The organism is Actinoplanes sp. NPDC023801, assembly GCF_040639655.1.
Taxonomy (GTDB): Bacteria; Actinomycetota; Actinomycetes; order Mycobacteriales; family Micromonosporaceae; genus Actinoplanes.
Genome location: NZ_JBFAAI010000007.1, coordinates 61563 through 85099, shown reverse-complemented (window position 1 = coordinate 85099; position 23537 = coordinate 61563). Strand labels below are relative to the sequence as shown.

The following is a 23537-nucleotide window of genomic DNA, read 5'->3' as shown; positions in this document are numbered from 1 at the left end:
TGGTAAAGGGAACAACCATGCTCCGTGCGCGTGTCGCATTGAATCCGGCTGCCGTCGTGGCGCCCGTCAGCCGCCGCACCTTCGGCTCGTTCGTCGAGCACATGGGCCGCTGCGTCTACACCGGCATCTACGAGCCGGGCCACCCGCTGGCCGACGAGGACGGCTTCCGCACCGACGTGCTGGCGCTCGCCCGGGAACTGGGCGTCACCATGGTCCGCTACCCGGGTGGCAACTTCGTCTCCGGATACCGCTGGGAGGACGGCGTCGGCCCGCGCGACCAGCGGCCCCGGCGGCGTGACCTGGCGTGGCGCAGCATCGAGACCAACGAGGTCGGCATCGACGAGTTCGCCAAGTGGGCGGAGAAGGCCGACGTCGAGATCATGTACGCGGTCAATCTCGGCACCCGCGGCGTGCAGGAGGCGCTCGACGTCCACGAGTACATCAACCACCCGGAGGGCACGGCGCTGTCCGAGCAGCGCCGCGCCAACGGTGCCGAGAAGCCCTACGGCGTCAAGATCTGGTGCCTGGGCAACGAACTGGACGGCCCCTGGCAGACCGGGCACAAGACCCCTGAGGAGTACGGCCTGCTCGCGGCCAGCACGGCGCGGGCTCTCCGGTCCGCCGAACCCGACCTCGAACTGGTCGCCTGCGGAAGCTCGTCCTCCACGATGCCGACGTTCGGCACCTGGGAGTCGACGGTGCTCGAGCACGCGTACGACGTGGTGGATTATGTCTCCTGCCACGCGTACTACGAGGAGCACGACGGGGACCTGGGTTCGTTCCTCGCGTCCGCCGTCGACATGGACTTCTTCGTGAACAGCATCGTGGCCACCGCGGACGCGGTCGGTGCCCGGCTCAAGAGCACCAAGAAGATCAACCTGTCGTTCGACGAGTGGAACGTCTGGTACCTGTCCCGCTTCCAGAACGCCCCGCTGCCCGAGGAGTGGAAGGTCGCCCCGCGGGTCATCGAGGACTGCTACAACGTGGCCGACGCGGTGGTGGTCGGGAACCTGCTGATCTCGCTGCTGCGGCACAGCGACCGGGTGACGGCGGCCTGCCAGGCGCAGCTGGTCAACGTGATCGCCCCGATCATGACGGAACCGGGCGGCCCGGCCTGGCGGCAGACCATCTTCCACCCGTTCGCCAAGACCGCCGCGCTCGCCAAGGGCGACGTGCTGCGCCTGCACATCGACGCCCCGGCCTACGAGACGGCGAAGTACGGCATGGCGCCGCTCGTCGACGCGGTCGCCACCCACGACCCGGCCACCGGGGACGTGACCGTGTTCGCGGTGAACCGGGATGTGGAGAACCCGGTCGAGTTCGGCGTGGATCTGAGCGCCTTCGGTGCCGGTCTGACCGTCGCCGAGTCGTGGACCCTCACCGACGACGACGTCTACGCCAGCAACACCAGGGACGACCCGGAGCGCGTCTCGTTGCGCGCGCTCACCGACGTCCCCGGCGGCGCGATCGCCGTCGACGCCGGCGCCGTCACCCTGACCCTGCCCCGCGTCTCCTGGTCCGCGATCCGCCTCACCCGCTGACCGAACCCCGGCTGTGCGCTACCGCTGTCTCAGCGCGCCTGAGACAGCGGTGTGGGCCGGCTGCCGAGAACGGGCGGCTGAGGCAGCGGTGGGGGACGGGTGGGGAAGTTTTTGTTATCGGGGTGCGGCGAGAACGTCGGCGAATTTGACCTTAAAAGAACGTTAAAGCCTCTGTGAGAGCGGTTTCTCGCGACGAATAATGGGCGACCTACCCCCGACAGCCCCCCACGGAGGTCACATCCCCATGCGTCGCAAAAGGAGCCTGATACTCGCCTCGGTGGCGACTGTCGCAGCGCTCGCCACCGCCTGGATCGCCCTGCCCGCCTCGGCCGCCGCGCCGACCGCCACCCTGCGCACGGTCTCCGACTGGGGCAGCGGCTGGCAGGACGAGATCACCATCAGCAACACCGGAACGTCCGCTATGACGTCCTGGAAGGTCGAGTTCGATCTGCCGGCCGGAAGTGCGATCGGCAGTTTCTGGGACACCGACATGACGGCTTCGGGCAGTCACCGTACATTCACGAATCGTGCCTGGAATGGTTCCGTTCCGGTGGGTGCGAGCGTGACATTCGGATTCGTCGGAGCCGGCGCGCAGCCGGTGAACTGCAAGCTGAACGGCAACCCGTGCAGCGGTGGGGCGACTGCCACCACGCCGCCGGCGACCGTGCCCGCGACGACGGTCCCGGCCACGCGGCCGACCACGGTTCCGACGACGGCCGCACCGACGACGAAGGCTCCGGCCACCGCGCCGGCCACCACACCGGCCGCGACCGTCCCGCCGGCGGGTGACCTGCTGCCGGTCACCGTGACGAACCGTAGCGGCCGTGACGAGCCGGTCTACCTCTACGTGCTCGGCGTGAACCTGCAGACCGGCAAGCTGGGGTACGTCGACGCGGGCGGCGGGTTCACCCCGTGGACCGGTGGCGGTCCCGTGCCGGTGCCCGCGCCGGACGTCTCGATCCCCGGCCCGGCGAACGGTTCCAGCACGACGATCAAGGTGCTGAAGAACCTCTCCGGCCGGATCTACTTCTCGTTCGGCCGCAAGCTGGAGTTCCGGATCACCGGCGACGGCCTGGTCCAGCCGGCCCCGTGGGCGGGCGGCGACCCGAACCGGGACATCCTGTTCGACTGGAGCGAGTTCACCCTCAATGGTTCCGGCCTGTGGCTGAACAGCTCGCAGGTGGACATGTTCGCGGTGCCGCACGTCGTCTCGGTCACCGGTGGCAGCGGCCGGACCTCGAAGACCGGCGAGCTGGTCGCGAACGGCCGGCAGAAGGTCATCGACGCTGTCCGGGCCAATCCCGACTTCGCGAAGAGTGTGGTGACCGGTTCCGACGGCACGGTGCTGCGGGTCCTCGCCCCGGGCAAGGCCGCCGACGCCGGCCTGATGAGCCCCACCTACCTGGATTCGTACATCACGAGCGCGTGGAACGCGTACGCCTCGAAGACTTTGACCGTGGTGCCGTTCGGTGACCGGCCGGACGTGAAGTACCTGGGCCGGACCAGTGGCAACGTCATGAACTTCACCGACGGCAGCGGCCGGACCGTGGCGTCGTTCACGAAGCCGTCGACCGCGAACGTGTGGGGTTGCGACGGCGCCCTCGGAGCGCCGAACGACCAGGTGGTCGGGCCGATCGCCCGGACGCTCTGCTCGGCGCTGTGGCGGACCACGCTCGGACGGATCGACACGCAGCCCGGTGGTACGGCCGCGGACTTCTACACCGGCGGCCCGGCCAACCCGTACGCGAAGGCCGTCCACGACAACATGGTCGACGGCCGGGCGTACGCCTTCGCCTTCGACGACGTGCTGGCCCAGGAGTCGCTGGTCCACGATGGAGATCCGCGCGCGGCCGGGATCATCCTGAGCCCGTTCTGATCTTCTACATCGACGAGGCCCACTCTGAAAAGAGTGGGCTTCGTGCGCTATGTGGCACTCGTCACTCGATATCCGTCGAAGCAGTTCTCAAGAGCAGTTACGCAGGTCGGGCCGGGCCCCGGGCGGTATCGACAGGTGTGCGGAACCCCTCAACGCCCGGTGCGCAAGTTTCCTTCCCGTGTCGGACGGGTTAGCCTCCCCTCAAGTTAGGTAAGGGTTACCTTATTGGAGGCCTCCCTTGGAGCGGTCCGAGTCCCCGCATCTGTTCTCCGGTTCCACGCTGGACGCTTACACGTCCGGGGTGTGGCACGCGTCGGCGCTGCTCGCCGACCGGGTGAAGGCGGTGCGGCAGCCGTACTCAGGTGCGGGCGTCGCCGATCTGCAGGAGCAGGTCGACGCGGTTGATCTCGACCGGCCACTCGGCGACACCGGCGCGGCGCTGCACGAGGCCGCCCGGCTCTACCTGGACAACGCGGTCTGGTTCCACGAGCCCACCTACGTGGCGCACCTGAACTGCCCGGTCGCCATCCCGGCGCTCAGTGCCGAGGTGCTGATCTCGGCGGTCAACTCCTCGGTGGACACCTGGGACCAGAGCACCGCGGGCACCCTCATCGAACGCCGCCTGATCGACTGGACGGCGGGCCGGATCGGGTTCGGGCCGGGTGCCGACGGCATCTTCACCAGCGGCGGCACCCAGTCCAACCTGCAGGCCCTGCTGCTGGCCCGGGAGGAGACCCTGGCCGGTCCGGTCGAGGACCGGGCCACCGCGATCCCGAAGCTGCGGATCTTCGCCACCACCGAGAGTCACTTCAGCGTGAGCAAGTCGGCCGGCATCCTCGGGATGGCCGCCGACGCCGTGGTCGGCGTGGCCACCGACGGCACCGGCCGGATGGACCCGGAGTCGCTTGCCGCCGCCATCGACGACGTGCGCCGGGACGGCGGGATCCCGATGGCCGTGGTCGCCACCGCCGGCACCACCGACCTGGGCCGTATCGACCCGGTCGGCGCCATCGCCGCGATCTGCGAGAGCCGGGGCATCTGGTTCCACGTCGACGCCGCGTACGGCTGCGGCCTGCTCGTCTCCACCCGCCGCCGGCACCTGCTGGACGGCATCGAGCGGGCCGACTCGGTGACCGTCGACTTCCACAAGAGCTACTTCCAGCCGGTCAGCTCCAGCGCGATCGTGGTGCGCCGGGGCGAGACGATGCGCCGGATCGCGGTGCACGCCGACTATCTGAACCCGCGTACCGCCGCCGTGCCGAACCAGGTGGACAAGAGCCTGCAGACCACCCGCCGGTTCGACGCGCTGAAGCTGTGGATGACGTTGCGGACCATGGGCGCCGAGCAGATCGGTGACATGTTCGACGCCGTCGTCGACCGGGCTCACGAGGCCTACCTGCAGATCTGCGACGACCCGGACTTCGAGGCGGTGGCCGCGCCGACGCTGAGCACGGTGCTGTTCCGCTACCGGCCGGCCGGGATGACCGTCGCCGAGTGCGACGAGCTGATGCCACGGCTGCGCCAGCGGCTGTTCTACGGCGGCCGGGCGATCGTCGCCGGCACCACCATCGGTGGCCACTACTGGCTGAAGTTCACCCTGCTCAACCCGAACACCACGATGGACAACCTGCGGGACGTGCTGAGCCTGATCCGGGAGATCGGTACCGAGATGACCGGCGAGCGGGACGAGGCCGCGGCGGTGATGGCCTGATGCACACCTACGACTTCGCCGCGATCGGGGTCGGCCCGTTCAACCTGGGCCTGGCCGCGCTCACCGAGGACCTGCCGGACGTGGACGGGATCTTCCTGGAGCAGCAGGCCGAGTTCGACTGGCATCCGGGTCTGATGCTCGACGGCGTGACGATCCAGGTGCCGTTCATGGCGGACCTGGTCACGATGGCCGACCCGACCTCGCGCTTCTCGTTCCTCAACTACCTGAAGCAGGTCGGCCGGCTCTACCCGTTCTACATCCGGGAGAGCTTCTACCCGCTGCGGGCCGAGTACAACGAGTACTGCAAGTGGGTGGCCCGCCAGCTTCCGTCGATCCGGTGGAACACCCGGGTGGACACCGTCACCCACGACGGCGAGGCGTACCTCGTGCACACCGGCGGCGAGACGTTCCGGGCCCGCAAGCTGGTGCTCGGCATCGGCACGGCGCCCCGGATCCCGGCCGCCGCCGACCAGGGTCCCTACGTGCACAGCGCCGACTACCTGCCGAACAAGGCGGAACTCCAGAAGCTCGACTCCATCACGATCATCGGCAGCGGGCAGAGCGCCGCGGAGATCTACCTCGACCTGCTGAACGACATCGAGACGTACGGGTACCACCTGAGCTGGATCACCCGCTCGCCGCGGTTCTTCCCGATGGAGTACACCAAGCTCACCCTCGAGATGACGTCGCCGGAGTACATCCGGTACCACCAGGGCCTGCCGATGGAGGTACGCGACCGGCTCGGCCGCGAGCAGCGCAACCTGTACAAGGGCATCAGCGGTGACCTGGTCGACACCATCTACGACACGCTCTACGCCAAGAGCCTGGCCGGGCCGGTCGCGACGACCCTGCTCACCGGGACCTCGCTGACCGGCGTCATCTGGGACGGCGACCGCTGGACGCTGGCCCTCGAGCACCTGGAGCAGGGCAGCTCGTTCACCGCCACCTCGCGGGGTCTCGTCCTGGCCACCGGGTACGCCCCGCGGGTCCCGTCCTTCATGGACCCGGTCCGGGACCGGATCAAGTGGGACGCCCGCGGCCGGTTCGACGTCACCGTGGACTACGCCGTCGACCGGTCCGGCAACGAGATCTTCGTCCAGAACGCGGCCGAGCACACGCACAGCGTGACCGACCCCGACCTGGGCATGGGCGCCTACCGCAACAGCGTGATCCTCCGGGGCATCACCGGCCGCGAGATCTACAAGGTCGAGGAGTCGATCGCCTTCCAGCAGTTCGGGCCGCCCACGGCCGACATCCCCAAGGCACTGGTGACATCGTGAGACTCGTACCGCTCGACCTCGATCGTGATCTTGATCTTCTCTTCACCTGGGTGACGCACCCGCGGGCGCACTACTGGGGCCTGCAGGGCGCCACCGTGGACCGGGTCCGCGAGGAGTACCAGGGCTTCCTGGACAACCCGCACTACGACGTGTGGCTGGGCCTGGACGACGACGGCGTCCCGCTGTTCCTGGCCGAGACCTACGATCCGGCGCACAGCGAGCTCGCCCCGCACTACGACGTGCGTCCCGGTGACATCGGCATGCACGTGCTGGTCGCGCCGCCGACCCGGAAACGCTCCGGGCTCACCTCCGCGGTGATGCGCGCCGTCATGGACTTCTGCTTCGCCGATCCGCGGATCGAGCGGGTCGTCGTCGAGCCGGACGTGCGCAACGACGCCATCCAGCGCAAGAACGCCGAGGTCGGGTTCGTGCCCGAACGTGACGTCCCGCTGCACGGCAAGACCGGCCGGCTCAGCTTCTGCACGCGTACGGCGTACGAGATGAGCGTCCCGCACCTGCGTCCGGAGGCCATCGAGTTCGCCCACCGGCGGCTGATCGCGAAGGCGATCGCCGAGTTCAGCCACGAGCGCCTGATCTCGCCCGTGGCCGAGGGCGACCGGTACCGGTTCGGCGCGAACACCTTCACCGCGAAGCGCTACCCGCTCGAGCACTGGGTGATCGACCCGGAGTCGCTCGACGGGCCACTTGACGCGCTCGACTTCATCGCCGGCCTGCGCGAGACGCTCGGCATCCCGGAGAAGCTGCTCGGCACGTACCTCGAGGAGATCTCCGCGACGCTTGCCGGGACGGCCTGGAAGTACGCGCACCGCCGGGAGACCGCCGACGACCTGGTGCACGCGAGCTTCCAGACCATCGAGGCGGCGATGACCGAGGGCCACCCCGGCTTCGTGGCCAACAACGGGCGGATCGGTTACGGACTCGGCGACCACGAGGCCTACACGCCGGAGGCCGGGCGGCCGGTCCGGCTGCGGTGGGTGGCCATCCGCAAGGACCAGAGCGTCCTCGTGTACGACGGCGACGAGCGCGAGCACTACCGGGCCGAGCTGGGCGGCCTGCTGGACCGGTTCGAGAAGCAGCTCCGCGGTCAGGGGCTGGACCCGGCGGACTACCGCTACCTGCCGGTGCACCCATGGCAGTGGGAGCACAAGGTGACCGTCACGTTCGCGCCCGACGTGGCCCGCCGGTCGATCGTCCCGCTCGACGCCGGTGATGATCGTTATCAGGCGCAGCAGTCCATCCGGACGTTCTTCAACCTGGACCGGCCGGAACGCCACTACGTGAAGACCGCGATCGCCGTGCAGAACATGGGCTTCCTGCGCGGGCTGTCGCCGAAGTACATGAAGGCCACGCCGCCGATCAACGACTGGGTGGCGGGGCTCGTCGAGGGTGACGAGGAACTGCGGGCCTGCGGGTTCGGGGTGCTGCGCGAGCTGGCGGCGATCGGGTACACCGGGGACGCCTACCACCGGACCGGTACGCCCAGCGCGTACACCAAGATGCTCGCCGCCCTGTGGCGGGAGAGTCCGCTGCCCCGGCTCGCCGACGGAGAGCGGCTCGCCACCATGGCCAGCCTGCTGCACCGTGACCGCGACGGGAACTCGCTGGCCGCCGCACTGATCCGCGAGTCCGGCGTGACGCCGGCCGCGTGGGTGGCGACCTATCTGCGCGCCTACCTGCGGCCGGTCGTGCACTGCCTGCTCAAGCACGACCTGGCGTTCATGCCGCACGGCGAGAACCTGATCCTCGTGCTCGAGAACCACGTGCCGGTCCGGGTGTTCATGAAGGACATCGGTGAGGAGGTGGCGGTCATGAACGATCAGCCGCTGCCGCCGGAGGTCGAGCGGATCCGGATCGACGTCAGCGACGAGTTCAAGGAACTGGCGATCTTCACCGACGTGTTCGACGGGTTCCTGCGGCACCTCGCCGGGATCCTGGACTCGGACGGGGTGCTGAGCGCTGGCGAGTTCTGGGCCCTGGCCGCCGACTGCGTGCGCGAGCACGCCAAGGACCACCCGGAGCTCACCGGGCGGCTCGACCTGCTGCGGCCCACGTTCAAGCACTCCTGCCTGAACCGGCTCCAGCTGCGCAACACGCTGCAGATGGTGGACCTCACCGACCAGGCCAGCTCGCTGATCTTCGCCGGTGAGCTGGACAACCCGATCGCGGCATGAGGGTCTACCGCGACGCCTACGGAATCCCGCACCTGCGCGCCGGCTCGGTCCTCGGCCTGGCCTGGCTGCAGGGGCGGGTGACCGCTTCCGATCGGGGCCGGCAGATTCTCGTCGAACGCCTGCGGTCCGAGGGGCGCCTCGCCTCGATCGCCGGGGCCGCCGAGGTGGGATGGGACCGCTTCGCACGCCGGGTCCGGCTGGACGACACCGCGCGACGGTCGTTCGCCGGCCTGGACGCCGCGACGCGGCGATGGCTGGAAGCGTATGCGGCCGGCGTTCGCGCCGGTGGCATCGAATGGCACCCGTGGTCGTCGCTCGGTGTCTTCCAGGTGCAGCACATCCTGTTCGGGACGTTCGGCAACAAGATGTGGCGTGCGCACGTCGAGCGGACTCTCGGCCCCTCGGCGGTCGCGTGGTTCGCGAACGAAGGACCCGGCGGCTCCGGCAGCAACGCCTGGGCCGTCCCGGGGGAGATCGCCGGTGACCCGCACCGGCTCCTCGAACTGCCCGGCGTATACCAGCAGATCCGCCTCGCCTGCCCGTCCTTCGACATCGCCGGGCTGACCTTCCCCGGCGTTCCCGGTGTGCAGCACTTCGGGCACGCCGGGTCGGTGGCCTGGGCGATCACCAACGCGATGGCCGACTACCAGGACCTCTACATCGAGGAACTGCGCGCCACCGAGGACGGGCTCGAGGCGCGCGGCGCGACCGGCTGGGAGCCGGTGGTCACCCATCAGGAGACGATCGACGTACGCGATGAGCACCCGGTCGTGGTCGATGTCATGGAGACGCCACGTGGACCCGTCATCGATGGGAACCTGAGTCTTCGTACGCCCGCGCGGTCCGGTTCCGACCTGGGTTTCGACGCCCTGCTGCCACTGCTGCACGCGTCCACGGTGGACGATGTGGCCGACGCCCTGTCCCGCTGGGTCGAACCGGTCAACAGTGTCCTGACCGCCGACAGCACCGGCCGTACCCTGCAGCTGACCGTCGGCCGTGTCCCGCAACGCGACGACCGCAACCGGCTCGTCCCGGTGCCCGCCTGGGAGGCCCGTTACGCGTGGCGGCCGGGGTGGGCGCCGATGTTCCGCGCCGAGGTGCCGGCCGCGGTCAACGCCAACGACCGGCGGCCCGACACCGAACCGTACGGTGCCGACTTCGCACCGCCCGCGCGGGCCCGCCGGATCCGCGACCTGCTCGCCGCGGGTGTGCCGCACGAGTCGATCCACATGGACACCGCGCTGCCGGCCGGCTCGGCCGAGGCCGGGCGGCGGATGGCCGAGCGGTCCGCGGTGGCTCGTGCGCTGGGTGATCTGCCCGCCCTGCGGCCGCTGTTCGAACCGTCCGGCCACGATCCGCTGTTCGCCCCGTGGACCGACCCCCGCGCGCGGATCGGCCTGGCCCTCGACGGGGTGCTCGCCGGCCTCGGCCTCGACGGGCCGGCGCTGATCCCCGGCTCGCTACCGGACTCGACGTGGGGTTCCCGGCATCTTCTGCACCCGATCCAGCTGCCCGGCGACGAGGTTGTCGTGCCGCGGGTGGAACTGTCCGGGTCGGCCGCCTGCGTGCTCAACACGTCGAGCATCCCCGGAGTCAGCGACCTGTGCTGGCGCGGACCGGTCGCCCGGTACGTCTGGGACCTCACCGACCGCCGGCGCAGCCGATGGGTGGTGCCGTTCGGGGCCTCCGGCGACCCCTCGTCGCCGCACTTCCTCGACCAGTTGCCGCTCTGGGCGAACGGGTCGCTCGTCCCGCTGATCACCGACTGGGAGAACCTGATGGAAGAACCCCTGATCATCCTCGCCGAGAAGCTGCCGGGGCTCGGTGAACTCACCATGATCCCGCTCGATCCGGCGCGGCACGCCCCGGTCGTGCACGGCTGGGTGGTCAAGGAACGCAACCGGTACTGGGGCATGGGCGGGCACTCGGCCGCCGACGTCGAGGAGATCTACGCCTACCTCGACACCCTGGACAGCCACCACGCCTACCTGCTGCTGCTCGACGACGGTCCGATCGGGATCTTCCAGACGTACGAGCCGTCGTCCGACCCGGTCGGCGAGTGCTACGACGTGCTGCCCGGTGACTTCGGCCTGCATCTGCTGATCGACGCCGAGGGCCGCGATCTGCCGCACCTGACCAGCGCCGTCTTCCCGGCCCTGCTCCGGCATCTGTTCGCCGCCGATCCGGCACGCACCCGCATCATCGCCGAGCCGGACGTCCGCAACGACCGCATGATCGACCGCCTCCGGCGGGAGGGCTTCACCCTGGGTCCGCAGGTCGACCTGGGTCACAAGAAGGCCCAGCTCACCTTCCTCGACCGGACCCGGTTCGCCACCGCGAGCCGGACGGCCTGACCCGCAACGTCCCGGTTGGCTATCGTCTGGGCATGGAGTACCGAGGCGAGCTGGTGCAGACCGGGGGCAACACCACCGGGTTCCGGATTCCGGACGCCCTCGTGGCGGAACTCGGCGGCGGTGGGCGGCCCAAGGTGGTCGTGCGGACCGGCGGGTTCGAGTTCCGGTCCTCGATCGCGCGGATGGGCGGGGAGTACTGGCTCGGTGTCAGCGCCGAGCGGCGGACGGCCGGCGGGCTCGAGGGCGGCCGGACATACGACCTCGAGATCGCGCTCGACGACGCCCCGCGTACCGTCGAGGTGCCGGAAGATCTCGCCGCGGCCCTCGCCGCGGAACCGGACGTGCAGGCCTTCTGGGACCGGATGTCGTTCAGCAACCAGCGGTGGCACGCCGACCAGCTGAGCTCGGCGAAGACCGGCGAGACCCGCGCCCGGCGGCTCGCGAAGTCACTCGACCTGCTGCGCGCCGGCAAGGCCCGCTGACCCGCGGGCCTGCTGGCCGGACCTCACAGCGGGCGGTACGCCACCTCGGGGTCGAGCAGGGACACCCACGACGGCCGGTACGCGGGCAGGCGGGCGTCCATCTCCTCGCTCAGGTTCGTCCGCCACGGGCCGGACACACCGTCGTCGCGCCACCAGAGCGGCCAGGAGTCGTAGCGCCGCTCCACCCGTACGCCGGTCGCGGTCGTCTCGACCCGCAGGAACAGCCACCGGCCGTACCGCGGATCCGACTCCGCCCGCCGCAGCGCCCGGACCAGCTCGGTGAGCCGCCGGAAACCCGCATACCGTTCCTCGTCCGGCCGGTCGGCGGGCGGACGATCGCCGGGCTGGACGCTGAAACTGGTCGCGTCCGCGTAGGCCAGCAGCGAGCATCGTCCGTCACCGCGCGGTGCCCGGTCCTGCAACCAGCTGACCAGGGTGTCCAGCTCGGCGGTCGTCGGCGGCGCCCGCCGGGACAGCTCGACGGAGTCCCGCATGGCCGACCAGACCAGACGATCGTGCTCGCCCTGGCTGAGCCGGCGGATCCGGCGCATCGGCGGCCGCCGGCCGGGATCGATCCGCGGCGCGGTGCTGCCGGGTACCAGACCGCCCCGGACGGCCGTCACCATCGCCGCCGCGAGGTCCGGTGGTGGATCGGTCAGCAGGTCGCTGAAGTACCCGGCCGACACCTCGGCCCGTACCGCGGCGAACAGCAGCCGCTCGGCCGCCGCCCGGGGACCGAACCGGGACAGCGCCACGATCGTGCTCTCCCCGGTCAGCAGCCGGCCGGCCAGGGCGGTCATGCCGTCGTCCAGCCCGTCCCGGTACCGCACCCGGGACCAGCGGCCGTTCTCGTGCCAGATCACGAAACCGAGCCCGTCCCGTTCGGCGAGCGGTGACAGGGAGTCCCAGGGCAGCCAGTCCGGGGCGCCGGTGAGCAGATCGATCGGCGGGTCGGCCCGGGTGGTGGCGCTGTCCTCGCGATGGTGGCCGTACAGCACCGCGCGACGCCCGTCGAGCAGCGCGAACCGGGCCCAGCTGCCGTCCACCCGATCCCTGACGGCCCCGCGCTCGTCGATCGACCATCCGAGGCGGCCCATGGCGGTGTACGTGGCGCTCAGCGTCGCCCACCGGGTCCAGAGCAGCCCGGGTGCGGGCAGATCCACGTCGGTAAGCACCTGTCCACTGTGCCAAACGGAACCGGATCCCCGTCACCCCCGGGTGCCACCGCCCGGCCGTGCCCGGATCCGGCCGCGCCGGGTGCGGATGAGGTGCGGACAGTAGCCGTGTGGGTGCGTGCTGTCAGCGGTCGGTAAGACGGGCCGAACTGCACCGCGATGCTTATCCACGCCTTCGGGATCCTCGGTGCTGCCCTGTCCATGTCGATCGCCTGGCCGCAGGTGTACCGCTCGTGCATACGCCGGCGTACCAGCGGCTTGTCGGCCACCGCGTGCATGCTCGGTGTGGCGATGCCGCTCGGCTGGGTAACCTATGGACTGCTCATCGGAGACCGGTTCCAGGTCGTGACGAACACGGTCAGCGCCTCGACCGGAGTCGCCATCCTGGTAGCTCTGCTCGTCACCCGCCCCGCCGCGCGAACCGGGCGTGCCCTGCTGGCCTCGGCCGGCGCCGCCGGTGGGGTGCTGCTCGCGATCCTCGGCATCGCGGCGTCCGCCATGTCGTCGCACGTCACCGGTCCGCGGGCGGCCGCGGTGCTCGGCATGGTGCTGGCCGCGGTGTCGTTGGTGTCCGCGGTGCCGCAGCCGCTGGCCCTGCTCCGCGACCGGAACCAGGACATCTCCGGGCTGTCCCCGCTGCGCTGGACCCTGGCCGCGTCGGCGTGCGGTTCGTGGCTGGCCTACGGGATCGGTGTCGGCCAGCCCGCCGTGTGGGCGTCCGCGCTGGTGGGCCTGACCAGTGCCCTGATCGTCTGCGCGGTCCTGTTCACCCGGCGCGGCGTCCTGGTGCCGGCCACCGCCTGACGATCCGGGCGGAACGGACTGCCGAGCCGCTCCGCCGGTGCGGGCGACGCGCCGGGGGACGCCGTTCAGCGGCGGGGGAGTTCGCTCTGCGCGGCGGCGAGCCAGTCGAGGGCGTACTCGAGGTCGATCGCGGCGGCCCGGCGGCGGTGCGAGCGCTGGGCACGGGCCCGGGCCGCACAGGCCTCGATGCGGCGGCGGAAGGCCGCGTACCGATAGTGATCTTCGATCGGTGCCGGACCGTCCTCGTCGTGATCGCGACGCAGCCGGAGGCGCCGCAGTGCGGCGAGGACGAGCAGCGCCGTCCAGAGACCGGCGACGGCGGCGAGGGCCAGCGGCAGCGGCCGCGTCGCCGGATCACCGGCCACCGCCGGCACCGTGCTGGCGACGAGAAGGCCGGCGGCCGCGCTGAGCGCCATCGCGACCGGGCCGGCGACCAAGCCGGGCGTCGTGCGGCGACCGGTGGCCGCCCGGACCTGGTGCCGGGCCTGACCGAGCCGGGCGAAGACCACCCGGTCCGGCCGGTCGGCGGACCAGTCCCGGCTCTGTGCGTCGGTGATCACGGCGTCGAGGTCGCGGTCGATGGCCCGCAGCCGGGGCCGGGCCTCGCCGGAGAACGGGTCCTCGCGAATCCGGGAGGGCGTCACGCGGTGTCCTTCCGCTGATCGCGCAGATGCCGCTCCAGACAGTCGACAGCCTGGCAGAGCAGCTGATCCGCGTGCGCGAGGCGGCGGATCACCGGATCGCTGCGGATCGCCCGGCGCAGCCGCGGCGCGTCCCAGTTGCCGGCGCCCGCCTGCCGCAGGCCCGCCGACACGAGCCGTACCCGGGCGCGCAGAAGACCGTCGGAGACCCGCACCAGTGCGGCCTCGGAACGCCGCCCGGGTCCCGGCGGGACGGCCGGCTCGTGGCCGTTTCGCGGGTCCGATGGGGACGGTGCCGGAAGCGCGGTCACCGGGAGCCGGGCCGGTGGGGAAGCGGCTGCCCGCGCCAGGCGGCGCAGGCCGACCATGGCGAAGACCCGGCGCCCGGCGTACGGCAGAGCCGTGAACAGGATCAGCAGAGCCACCGCGGAGACCGCCGGCATTCCGGCGCCGCCGAGCCCGAGGGCACCGGCGACGGCCGCCGATCCGGCCACGACCAGGAACGTGGCCACCGTGACTGCCGCGATCTGCACCGGTGCGGCCAGAACACCCGTGGCTTCGGTGAGCACGCCGTCGAGCGCGGTCAGACGGGCGCACGCGGTGCGGACCCACACCTGGCCGGCGTCGCCGGTGTCGCCGATCTCGGCGAGCCCGTCGGCGACCAGCGCGCGCACCACGGCGAGCTCGGCGGGCAACGTGCGTCCGGACATGTGTCGAGCGTCGCATCGTGACGCTCGTCGCGCAGCTCCCGGAGTGTCGTGTTTCAGCGCCTCAGGACCCGCAGCCACCGTGCGGCAGCGTCCGGTGTGGACACCGACGCGGCGTCCGGAAGCGGCGGCCGATCCACCATGAGTACCGGAACACCCAGCTCACGGGCCGCGACGAGTTTGGCGTCGGCGCCGCCGCTGTCCTTGGTGACGAGCACGTCGAGGCGATGCCGGGTGATCAGGTCCCGTTCCCCCGCGACGGTGAACGGCCCCCGATCGAGCAGCACCTCGAGCCGCCGCGGCACGGGCGGTGCCGGCGGTTCCACGGAGCGGGCCAGGAACCAGCATTCGTCAAGGCCGGCGAAGCAGGCCAGGCCCTGCCGCCCGGTGGTGAGGAACACCCGCCGGCCGAGCCGGGGCAGCACAGTGGCGGCTTCCGGCAGGGACGCGACGCGGTGCCACTCGTCGCCCGGTCCGGCGGTCCAGCCGGGCCTCCGCAGAATCATCAGCGGTACGCCCGTAGCGGCGCACGCTCGGAACGCGTTCTCACTGATCGCGGCCGCGAACGGATGGGTGGCGTCGACAACCGCGTCGATCCGCTGCTCAGGCAGATATCCGGCCAGCCCGTCCACCCCGCCGAACCCGCCGATCCGGACCTCCCCGGCGGGCAGCAGCGGGTCGCGGGTACGGCCGGCCAGCGAGGTGATCACGGTGACCTCGCCGGCGATCATCCCGGCCAGGCGCCGGGCCTCGGTGGTACCGCCGAGCAGGAGAACCCTCATGGCCGGCAGCGGTCCACCGAGTACAGATGGCTGTCCGGGAACTGTCCCGCGGTCAGCGCGGCGCCGACCACGATCACGGCCGTACGCCGTACGCCCGCCTCTTCGACCTTGGCCGCGATGTCGGCGAGCGTGCCGCGGAGGATGAGCTCGTCGGGCCGGGAGGCCCGGGCGACGACGGCGACCGGGCAGTCCGGCCCGTAGTTGCCGGTGAGTTCGGCGACCACCGCGCCGATCCGCTGGACCGCGAGGTGCAGCACCATGGTGGCCCGGCTGGCGCCGAGAGTGGCCAGGTCCTCGCCGGGCGGCATGGCGGTGGCCCGTTCGGCGGTGCGGGTGAGGATGACGGTCTGCGCCACCTCCGGGACGGTGAACTCGCGCCCGAGGGCAGCGGCCGCCGCGGCGAAGGCGGGCACCCCGGGCGTGACGTCGTACGGCACCCCGGCCGCGTCGAGGCGGCGCATCTGCTCGGCGACGGCGCTGAACACCGACGGGTCGCCCGAGTGCAGCCGGGCCACGTCCAGTCCGGCACCGTGGGCGGCGGCCATCTCGGCGATGATCTCGTCGAGGTTCAGGTTCGCAGTGTCGATCTTCCGGGCCCCGGGCGGGCAGGCGTCGAGCAGTTCGGCCGGGACCAGGCTGCCGGCGTAGAGACAGACCGGTGACGCGGCGATCAGCCGGTGACCGCGCAGGGTGATCAGGTCGGCGGCGCCCGGCCCGGCGCCGATGAAGTGGACGGTCATCGGATCACCGTCGACCAGATCGTCACCGGCATGAACGAGCGCCACCCGGTGAACCCGCCGACCGGCGAGCCGCGTTGCACGGTGATCCGGCTCAGTTCACCGCCGAGCTTCGCGTACGCGGCGGCGAGCACCGCCTCCGATTCGACCGTCACCGCGTTCGCCACCAGCCGGCCGCCGGGGCCCAGCGCGGTGAGACAACGGTCCAGGACGCCGTCGCGAGTCAAGCCGCCTCCAATGAAGATCGTGTCGGGCCGGGGGAGTCCGTCGAGGGCGTCCGGGGCACGACCGTGCACCACCCGCAGACCGGGTACGCCGAGCGCCGACGCGTTCGCGGTGATGACGGCGGTCCGGTCGGCCGACGATTCGACGGCGATCGCCCGGCAGGACGGGTGCGCGCGCATCCATTCGATGCCGATGCTGCCGGAGCCGGCTCCGACGTCCCACAGCAGTTCGCCGGGTGCCGGGGCGAGCGCCGCCAGCGTGACGGCCCGTACCTCGCGCTTGGTCAGCTGGCCGTCGCCCCGGTAGTCGTCGTCGGGCAGGCCGGGCACGACCGCTCGCGCGGGGCCGTCCCCGCACTCGATCGCCACCACGTTGAGGGGATCGCCGTCCGGAACCGTCCAGCCGTCGGCGGTGCCGGTCACGAGTCGTTCGGCCGGCCCGTCCAGCTGTTCCAGGACGGTCATCGTCGCCGCACCGTGCCCGTGCCGGGTGAGCAGCGCCGCGACCGCCGCCGGGGTGTGTGCGCCGGCGGAGAGCACCAGGACGCGGCGTCCGGGATTGATCAGCCGGCCCAGCGTCTCCACCGGCGCGGTGACCAAGCTCACCACGTCGGTGGTGGCCAGGTCCCAGCCGAGCCGGGCGGCCGCGAGCGACACCGACGACGGGTGCGGCAGGACACGGAGCCGGCCGGCGCCCGCGATCCGGGTCAGGGTGGTGCCGATGCCGTGGAACATCGGATCACCGCTGGCCAGCACGCACACCCGGCGGCCGTGCTCCGCCTCGAGCAGTCCGGGCAGGGCCGGGACCAGCGGGGACGGCCACGGGACGCGGCGGGCTCCGACGTCGGACGGCAGCAACTCCAGCTGGCGGGCGCCGCCGAAGATCACCTCCGAGCCGATCAGGGTGCTCTGTGCCGTACCGGAGAGGTCCGGCCAGCCGCCGGCACCGATGCCGATCACGGTGATCGGGGGTTCGGATCGCATGCGCAGAACCTAACCTCTGGGAATTTTGCGATCTCGTTGAGCCAACTCGGCGTGATGCGCGTACCCAACCATGACGACCTTTCCGCGCACGGGTCGTCACGTCGGCCGCATGGGGTGGCAGGCGCCGTGAGACGACTGCTGAGCAGGTGAGGACGTTGACCATTCCGGCTTTCCGGGATCAACGCGAACTTCCCGACGACGACGGGTACTTCTCCGACCTCCGGACCGATTCCCGGCCGAGCTGGGACAACCCGTCCATGCCGTCGTGGCCTGAGGCCCAGGGGCAATACGCCCAGCCTCAGCAGTACGGGCAGCCGTACGCGGCACCGGACAACTACCGGCGCGGGGAGGTCACCGAACCGTCGATGACCGACCCGACCGGCTGGAAGGCCGGCGCCGGCGTCCCGGTCGTCGACGAGCGCCCGCCCGGTGAGTCCACCAGCGGCAACCGGCTCCTCACCGTCCTGCTGTTCTTCTCCGGGCTGGCTACCAGCGTCGCGTTGTGGCTGTTCAACACCCAGCCCGGCGCGATCAGCAACGACGCCACCCTGATGATCGCCGCCGGCCGCGTGACCGGCCTGATCGGCGGCTACCTGCTCTTCATGCAGCTGCTGATGATGAGCCGGGTCTCGTGGCTCGAGGAGTGGGTCGGCTCGCGCGACCTGCTGCGCTGGCACCGCTGGCTCGGCACCTCACTGCTGACCTTCGTGGTCGCCCACGTCGTCTTCATCGTGTACGGCTACGCGCTCACCGCCGGCACCGGCGTCGTCGAGCAGGGCTGGACCGTGATCACCACGTTCCCCGAGATGATCAGCGCGACCATCGCGACCGGTCTGCTGGCGTTCATCGCGCTCATCTCGATCCGGGCCGTCCGCAACGTGCTCAACTACGAGCTCTGGCACCTGATCCACCTGACCAGCTACGCCGTCCTGCTGCTGGGGTACGGCCACCAGATCGCCGCCGGCGCCGACATGAGCGGCAAGTTCGCCTCGGTGTTCTGGCCGGCGCTCGGCTGCATCACCATCGCCGCGCTCTTCTGGGGCCGGATCGTCGAACCGCTCTGGCTCAACGCCCGGCACCGGTTCACCGTGGCCGAGGTGGTCGGCGAGGGCGCCAACACGTTCTCGATCTACATCGAGGGCAAGCGGCTCGACAAGCTTCCCGTGCAGGCCGGGCAGTTCATGCGCTGGCGGTTCCTGACCGCGAACGGCTGGTGGCAGTCGCACCCGTTCTCGCTGTCGGCGGCCCCGAACCCGCAGTGGCTGCGGCTCACCGTCACCATCGCCGGTGGCCACACCCGCAAACTGGCCACCATGCGCCCCGGCACGCCGATCTGGGCCGAAGGGCCGTTCGGGACGTTCACGGCCGAACGCCGTACCCGCCGCCGTGCCCTTCTGATCGCCGGCGGCAGCGGCATCGCCCCGATCCGGGCCCTGCTCGAGGACATGCCGCCGGACACGATCGTCATCTACCGGGCCAGCCGCCCCGACGAACTGGTCTTCCGCACCGAGCTCGAGGAGCTGGCCGAGGAGCGGGACGCCTGGGTGCGCTACATCGTCGGCGGCCGTAACGACCCCGGACCGCGGCGGCTGTTCACCCCGGAAGGGCTGCGCGGCCTGGTCCCGGACGTGAACCGCCGCGACGTCTACCTGTGCGGCCCGCCCGGACTGGTCAACGCCGCCGTCGACACGCTCAAGGAGCTCGACGTGCCGGACAGCCAGCTCCACCTCGACCCCTTCGAGTTCTGAGTCCCTTTCCCCACTCGAGACCCAGGAGTTCTCGCGATGCGACGTAGTACCGCAGCAGCCGTCGGCACCCTCACCGGCGCGGCCCTGATCCTCGGGGTCCGCCTGAGCGTCCAACCGGCGACCGTCCCGGTGTCCGCCGCCGCGGCCGGCAACACCGCCGAAGAGCCCGAGATCGACGAGGCCGGTGAGAAGACCGCCGAACCGGAGGCCACGGCCACCAAGAAGCCGTCCGGCAAGAAGACCACCGCACCGGCCGAGCAGGACAAGCAGGAGGAGGCCGGGCTGAAGTCCGGCACCTTCAAGGGCAAGGCGGTGCAGCACACCTACGGCACCGTCCAGGTCACCATCAAGATCAGCGGCGGCAAGATCACCGCGGCGGACGCGACCTTCCCGAAGGAGGGCTTCAGCGGCACGATCAACCCGAACGCGGTCAAGTCCCTGAACTCCTCCGCGCTCAAGAAGCAGAGCGCCGACGTCGACGCGGTCTCCGGAGCCACGCTGACCAGCGGGGCGTATGCCAGCTCCCTGCAGGCGGCTCTCGACAAGGCGGCGTAGGGTTCCGATCCGTGCGGCACGTCGAAGAGGTCATGGGTACGGTCGTCAGCATCGAACTGGCCGACGATCTGCCCCCGGCCCGGCTCACCGGGCTCGTCGAGTCGACGTGCGCGTGGCTCCACGAGGTCGACGCGCGGTTCAGCACCTACTCCGACGACAGCGAGGTGTGCCGGTTCCGGCGCGGTGAGATCGCCCTCGCCGACTGCTCCGACGACTTCCGGCACGTGCTCGACCGGTGCGCCGACCTGTGGCGCGACACCGGTGGCTACTTCGACGCCCACGGTGGCGGTGAATACGACCCGTCCGGGTACGTCAAGGGCTGGTCCGTCGAGGTGGCGTCCCAGCGGCTCGCTGACGCCGGATCGATGCGGCACTACATCGGCGCGGGCGGCGACATCCGGATGCGCGGCTCCGGGCCTGGCGGCCGCCCCTGGCGGGTGGGCGTCCGTCACCCGTGGGAAGCCGACAGCCTGGCGTGGGTCCTTTCGGTCACCGAGGGCGCGGTGGCGACCTCCGGGACGTACGAGCGGGGCGCGCACGTCTGGAACCCGCTCACCGGGAAACCGGCCGAGGGCCTGCGTTCGGTCACCGTGGTCGGTCCCGACCTCGCCGTCGCCGACGCCTACGCGACGGCCGCCCTGGCCATGGGCGAGAGCGGCCTGGCCTGGCTCGCCCAGCGGATCGACGAGGGCTACGAGTCCGCCGCGGTCACCGACGACGGCCGTGCCTTCACCTCACCGGGCCTCCCCGTCGTCGACTGACCCGCACACCGCCGTCCTCCCACCCCCCCAGCTGGCTCTGGCCGGTGTCTCAGCCGCGCTGAGACACCGGTGGTGGCCAGCCGGTGAGTGGGCAGCAGCCCGGCGGTCGCGGTGGGACCGTGAGCCGGGCGGACGTCGCGGGGTAGGCCCGTTACTCTTCGTGTTCCGTACCGAAATTGGATCTTGATCTTCCGGCGCCGGGCCAGGGGCCGGGTGCTGAGGGCTGCGAGTCGGCCGGCCGGGTCTCGGTGCGCTGGACGGTGAAGCCGCGGGCCTGGTAGTTGGGCAGCGCGGCCGGGCCGTCGAGGCTGCACGTGTTGACCGTGACCCGCTCGACCGGCGGGATACCGTCGTGCCGCTCCGCGAGAGACCAGGCATTGCGCAACGTCACCGTGAGCAGGTGCCCGCCGATGCCCAGCCCGGCGAAGCGCGGCAGCATGCCGAAGTACGCGATGTCGACCACACCCGGCCGGCTGCCGTCCAGTTCGGCGTACCCGGCCGGGGTGCCGCGCACGTAGGCGACCCAGATCTCCACGCCCGGCCGGTCCAGCCAGTCGTGCCACTGCTGCCAGGTCCAGGACAGCCGATCGGACCAGGACCAGTCGCCGCCGACAGCCGTGTAGAGGAACCGGTTCAGCTCGGGACTGGGCACCTCCGCCCGGATGATCTCCACCGGCTCGGCGGGCGGCCGGGCCGGACGGATCAGGGCCGCGTCGTCCTGCTCCAGGTACCACGTCGTGATCTCCACGCCGCCCATGATGGCCCGCTCCCGGGCGACACGCGGGGTACCCCGGTTTGGCGTGCGGTCGGTGGACCAGATAAAGTTCTGTCGTCGCCGGGGAACACCGGGTGACACGCGGAAGTGGCGCAGTGGTAGCGCATCACCTTGCCAAGGTGAGGGTCGCGGGTTCGAATCCCGTCTTCCGCTCGGAGAGGCCTGATCGAGGGCCGGCTCGGTGGAGTGGCCGAGAGGCGAGGCAACGGCCTGCAAAGCCGTGTACACGGGTTCAAATCCCGTCTCCACCTCGCGAGCCTCTTCGGAGGCGAGTTGCAAGGGCGATTGGCGCAGCGGGAGCGCGCTTCCTTGACACGGAAGAGGTCACTGGTTCGATCCCAGTATCGCCCACTTTCACCGTTTTCGTGGGTCGGCCCCGTGGTGGGATTTCGCCTGATCCGAGTGCCGACTTTTCTGGGATTGATGTCGTGGGCATCCGGCATCGAGGTCACCGAGTGTGCGACCCCGGACGGGGTCGTGGACCTTTATGCCTGCTCCACACTGTGGCACTCCACCTTCACCTGCGATCCGGATCCGCTCCTCTCGTTCAGTCTCACCGACGACGAAAGGCAGCGGGCCTTCCTGCTCGAGTGTCGAGTACACGACGTCAGAGAACGCGCCGCTCTTCGAGGTGCGGACCATCGTCGGCAACCATCGGTTCCACTGCGGCACGGTCCAGTTCCGGTGGGCCGCGCCGGGCTGAGGTCCCCGGCAGCTGCTCTGTGCCGCCGGAGACCGCGAGCCCTGTCACACCCTCATCGAGGGCTCAGCGAGCCGTTCGATCGCAGCTGGGCCAGCACCAGCGGGTCGATCGCGCCCGGCACGATCCGCTCCTCGAGGTTCTCGATGCCGGCCCAGTCCGCCAGCGCCGCGTCCAGGTCGGCTGCGGCGTGACCGGCCGTGACGAGCCTCGCGCGGACCTCGTCGGCGACCTCCCCGATGAGCGGGATGAGCGTGGCCGGATCCGGGCGCTCGAAGTAGAGCGTGTGCAGCTCCAGCAGGCGGGCCAGCTCGGCCACCGGGTCCGGATGATCGTCGACACGCAGGTCGGCGAGGACGTCGCTGGTGCCGCCGTAGCCCATGCCCTTCGCCACCACGAGCAGGGCGGCGCTCTGCCGGCCCCGCCGGTCCCCGCCCGCCAGGTCACCGGCGCGCAGTGCGTCGACCAGCCGGTACGGCAGCCGCGGCTGATCCGCGCAGGCCAGCCAGGCGGTCGCCATGTCGGCGACCACCTGCGGGCCGGCCAGCATGTTGCCCTGGATCGCGTAGCCGTCACCGGCCGCGCCGCCCGCCCAGGCGTGACAACGGTCGCCGGTGAACGTGGCACCCGGACCGTGTGTGCCGACCACGCCCACCTGCCGCTGCGCGACCGGGCCGGCGTCACCGGCGATCAGCGCCCGCACCGTGTCGGTCGCGGCGACGCCGGTGCCGAGCAACGTCAGCGCCTGCGGGCGGTAGGCGAGGTTCGCGTACGACTGGGTGGCGATCGCGCCGACGTCGGCGAGCGCGGCCGGAACAGCCGCTCCGGCACCGAGAAACTTGCTGGCCACGGCAACGCCGAGGGCGGTGCCGTCGGCGGAGCGGGCAACGATCGAGAAGGTCATGGCGAGACGTTAACCGGACTGCCCGCCGGCCCGCTGGGAGGCGCCCGATATCGGTGGCGGCGGATTCGTACCGTCCGGCCACTGCGGTCGACGACGGATGCCGGGCCGGAGTCCGCTCAGTCCCAGGAATTGAACACCGTACGGCCCACGGTTTCCGGCCGCCACGAATGGATCTGCAGCCATTCGCCCTTGCCCAGGGCGGTCGTGTCAGCCGTGTCGAGCGGTGAGTCGAGCACGGTACGGCCGAGGACGCCGAAATCCGCGGCGCTGAATGCCGCGGCCCACGGCGGTGGATCCAGGAACGTACCGGGATCAGCCACGTCGCCGGTGTTCTCCTCGACGAAGGCGATCCACGGGTGCACAGCGTTGCACAGGATTGCGGACCGCCCGGCCGGCGTCACGATGACGGCGGAGTGGAAGTTGGCGGGGTAGGCCCGTTCGGTGACGCGTTCGACGGTTCCGCCGGCGGCGCGGGCGGCCTCGTGACAGGCGCCGCGGAAACGGCGGACCGGAACCTCCGGCAGTTGCGGTTCCCTGCCGTGGCGGAACCCCGTGATTCCCTTTCCCAGCCGCAGCATCGCATCATCGTCCCGCACCCGGCGAT

20 protein-coding genes and 3 tRNA genes are annotated in these 23537 nt (G+C 71.0%); 14 read left to right on the top strand and 9 right to left on the bottom strand.

Features of this window, described 5'->3' with window-relative positions:
• Positions 1 to 17 precede the first annotated feature (17 nt).
• The 7 genes from AB0G04_RS15565 to AB0G04_RS15535 all read left to right on the top strand — a co-directional run bounded on the left by AB0G04_RS15565 (position 18) and on the right by AB0G04_RS15535 (position 11436).
• A complete protein-coding gene (locus AB0G04_RS15565; protein WP_360982436.1) occupies positions 18 to 1541 on the top strand; it encodes an alpha-N-arabinofuranosidase in 1524 nt (507 codons plus the stop codon).
• Between the two features lie 199 nt (positions 1542 to 1740).
• On the top strand, positions 1741 to 3417 hold the full coding sequence (locus tag AB0G04_RS15560; protein WP_360982434.1) for a beta-1,3-glucanase family protein: 1677 nt from the start codon (positions 1741 to 1743) through the stop codon (positions 3415 to 3417).
• Positions 3418 to 3655: 238 nt separating this feature from the next.
• Positions 3656 to 5128, top strand: a complete 1473-nt coding sequence (locus tag AB0G04_RS15555) for an aspartate aminotransferase family protein (protein WP_360982432.1) — start codon at positions 3656 to 3658, stop codon at positions 5126 to 5128.
• Positions 5128 to 6408 (top strand): SidA/IucD/PvdA family monooxygenase, encoded by a 1281-nt coding sequence (locus tag AB0G04_RS15550; RefSeq protein WP_360982430.1) that lies wholly within the window; start codon positions 5128 to 5130, stop codon positions 6406 to 6408. Before AB0G04_RS15555 ends, AB0G04_RS15550 begins: the two co-directional genes overlap by 1 nt.
• The gene (locus AB0G04_RS15545) at positions 6405 to 8600 is read left to right on the top strand and encodes a GNAT family N-acetyltransferase (protein WP_360982428.1); all 2196 of its coding nucleotides are present in this window, start codon (positions 6405 to 6407) and stop codon (positions 8598 to 8600) included. Before AB0G04_RS15550 ends, AB0G04_RS15545 begins: the two co-directional genes overlap by 4 nt.
• Entirely contained in the window at positions 8597 to 10954 is a 2358-nt protein-coding gene (locus AB0G04_RS15540) for a GNAT family N-acetyltransferase (protein WP_360982426.1), read from the top strand. Before AB0G04_RS15545 ends, AB0G04_RS15540 begins: the two co-directional genes overlap by 4 nt.
• Positions 10955 to 10986: 32 nt before the next feature.
• Positions 10987 to 11436, top strand: a complete 450-nt coding sequence (locus AB0G04_RS15535; RefSeq protein ID WP_360982424.1) for a YdeI/OmpD-associated family protein — start codon at positions 10987 to 10989, stop codon at positions 11434 to 11436.
• Positions 11437 to 11459: 23 nt separating this feature from the next.
• Here AB0G04_RS15535 and AB0G04_RS15530 read toward each other — a convergent pair whose 3' ends face one another.
• Positions 11460 to 12611, bottom strand: a complete 1152-nt coding sequence (locus AB0G04_RS15530; RefSeq protein WP_360982422.1) for a hypothetical protein — start codon at positions 12609 to 12611, stop codon at positions 11460 to 11462.
• A gap of 159 nt (positions 12612 to 12770) precedes the next feature.
• On the opposite strand from AB0G04_RS15530, the gene AB0G04_RS15525 reads away from it, so the two are divergent.
• Entirely contained in the window at positions 12771 to 13415 is a 645-nt protein-coding gene (locus tag AB0G04_RS15525) for a SemiSWEET transporter (RefSeq protein ID WP_360982420.1), read from the top strand.
• A gap of 65 nt (positions 13416 to 13480) precedes the next feature.
• Here the strand turns inward: AB0G04_RS15525 and AB0G04_RS15520 are convergent, their stop codons facing one another.
• Genes AB0G04_RS15520 through cbiE form a run of 5 tightly spaced genes read right to left on the bottom strand, consistent with a single transcriptional unit; the run spans position 13481 to position 17490 of the window.
• On the bottom strand, positions 13481 to 14059 hold the full coding sequence (locus tag AB0G04_RS15520) for a hypothetical protein (RefSeq protein ID WP_360982418.1): 579 nt from the start codon (positions 14057 to 14059) through the stop codon (positions 13481 to 13483).
• Entirely contained in the window at positions 14056 to 14766 is a 711-nt protein-coding gene (locus tag AB0G04_RS15515; RefSeq protein ID WP_360982416.1) for a hypothetical protein, read from the bottom strand. The genes AB0G04_RS15520 and AB0G04_RS15515 overlap by 4 nt, the downstream gene beginning before the upstream one ends.
• Before the next feature lie 53 nt (positions 14767 to 14819).
• The gene (locus AB0G04_RS15510; RefSeq protein WP_360982414.1) at positions 14820 to 15545 is read right to left on the bottom strand and encodes a cobalt-precorrin-6A reductase; all 726 of its coding nucleotides are present in this window, start codon (positions 15543 to 15545) and stop codon (positions 14820 to 14822) included.
• Positions 15542 to 16285: a precorrin-4 C(11)-methyltransferase gene (gene cobM, locus AB0G04_RS15505; protein WP_360982814.1), complete on the bottom strand. Its 744-nt coding sequence runs from the start codon at positions 16283 to 16285 to the stop codon at positions 15542 to 15544. Before cobM ends, AB0G04_RS15510 begins: the two co-directional genes overlap by 4 nt.
• Positions 16282 to 17490 carry a precorrin-6y C5,15-methyltransferase (decarboxylating) subunit CbiE gene (gene cbiE, locus AB0G04_RS15500; RefSeq protein ID WP_360982413.1) on the bottom strand — a complete coding sequence of 403 codons (1209 nt, stop codon included), beginning with the start codon at positions 17488 to 17490 and terminating at the stop codon, positions 16282 to 16284. Before cbiE ends, cobM begins: the two co-directional genes overlap by 4 nt.
• 155 nt (positions 17491 to 17645) lie before the next feature.
• Between cbiE and AB0G04_RS15495 the strand changes: the two genes are divergently transcribed.
• Genes AB0G04_RS15495 through AB0G04_RS15485 form a run of 3 tightly spaced genes read left to right on the top strand, consistent with a single transcriptional unit; the run spans position 17646 to position 20554 of the window.
• Complete coding sequence (locus AB0G04_RS15495; RefSeq protein ID WP_360982411.1) at positions 17646 to 19238, top strand: ferric reductase-like transmembrane domain-containing protein; 1593 nt, start codon at positions 17646 to 17648, stop codon at positions 19236 to 19238.
• 36 nt (positions 19239 to 19274) lie between these two features.
• Positions 19275 to 19793 (top strand): FMN-binding protein, encoded by a 519-nt coding sequence (locus tag AB0G04_RS15490; protein ID WP_360982409.1) that lies wholly within the window; start codon positions 19275 to 19277, stop codon positions 19791 to 19793.
• Between the two features lie 32 nt (positions 19794 to 19825).
• Positions 19826 to 20554, top strand: a complete 729-nt coding sequence (locus AB0G04_RS15485) for an FAD:protein FMN transferase (protein ID WP_360982811.1) — start codon at positions 19826 to 19828, stop codon at positions 20552 to 20554.
• A 151-nt stretch (positions 20555 to 20705) separates the two neighbouring features.
• On the opposite strand, the gene AB0G04_RS15480 is transcribed toward AB0G04_RS15485, so the two are convergent.
• Positions 20706 to 21302, bottom strand: coding sequence for a GNAT family N-acetyltransferase (locus tag AB0G04_RS15480; protein WP_360982407.1), 597 nt, complete (start codon positions 21300 to 21302; stop codon positions 20706 to 20708).
• 108 nt (positions 21303 to 21410) lie between these two features.
• Between AB0G04_RS15480 and AB0G04_RS15475 the strand changes: the two genes are divergently transcribed.
• From AB0G04_RS15475 to AB0G04_RS15465, 3 genes are all read left to right on the top strand, one after another.
• Positions 21411 to 21482, top strand: a tRNA-Gly gene (locus AB0G04_RS15475).
• 27 nt (positions 21483 to 21509) lie between these two features.
• Positions 21510 to 21580 (top strand) — tRNA-Cys (locus AB0G04_RS15470).
• A gap of 28 nt (positions 21581 to 21608) precedes the next feature.
• Positions 21609 to 21680, top strand: a tRNA-Val gene (locus AB0G04_RS15465).
• Positions 21681 to 22084: 404 nt separating this feature from the next.
• Here AB0G04_RS15465 and AB0G04_RS15460 read toward each other — a convergent pair.
• Complete coding sequence (locus tag AB0G04_RS15460) at positions 22085 to 22933, bottom strand: DUF1028 domain-containing protein (RefSeq protein WP_360982405.1); 849 nt, start codon at positions 22931 to 22933, stop codon at positions 22085 to 22087.
• 116 nt (positions 22934 to 23049) lie between these two features.
• The gene (locus AB0G04_RS15455) at positions 23050 to 23529 is read right to left on the bottom strand and encodes a hypothetical protein (RefSeq protein WP_360982403.1); all 480 of its coding nucleotides are present in this window, start codon (positions 23527 to 23529) and stop codon (positions 23050 to 23052) included.
• Between the last annotated feature and the right edge of the window lie 8 nt (positions 23530 to 23537).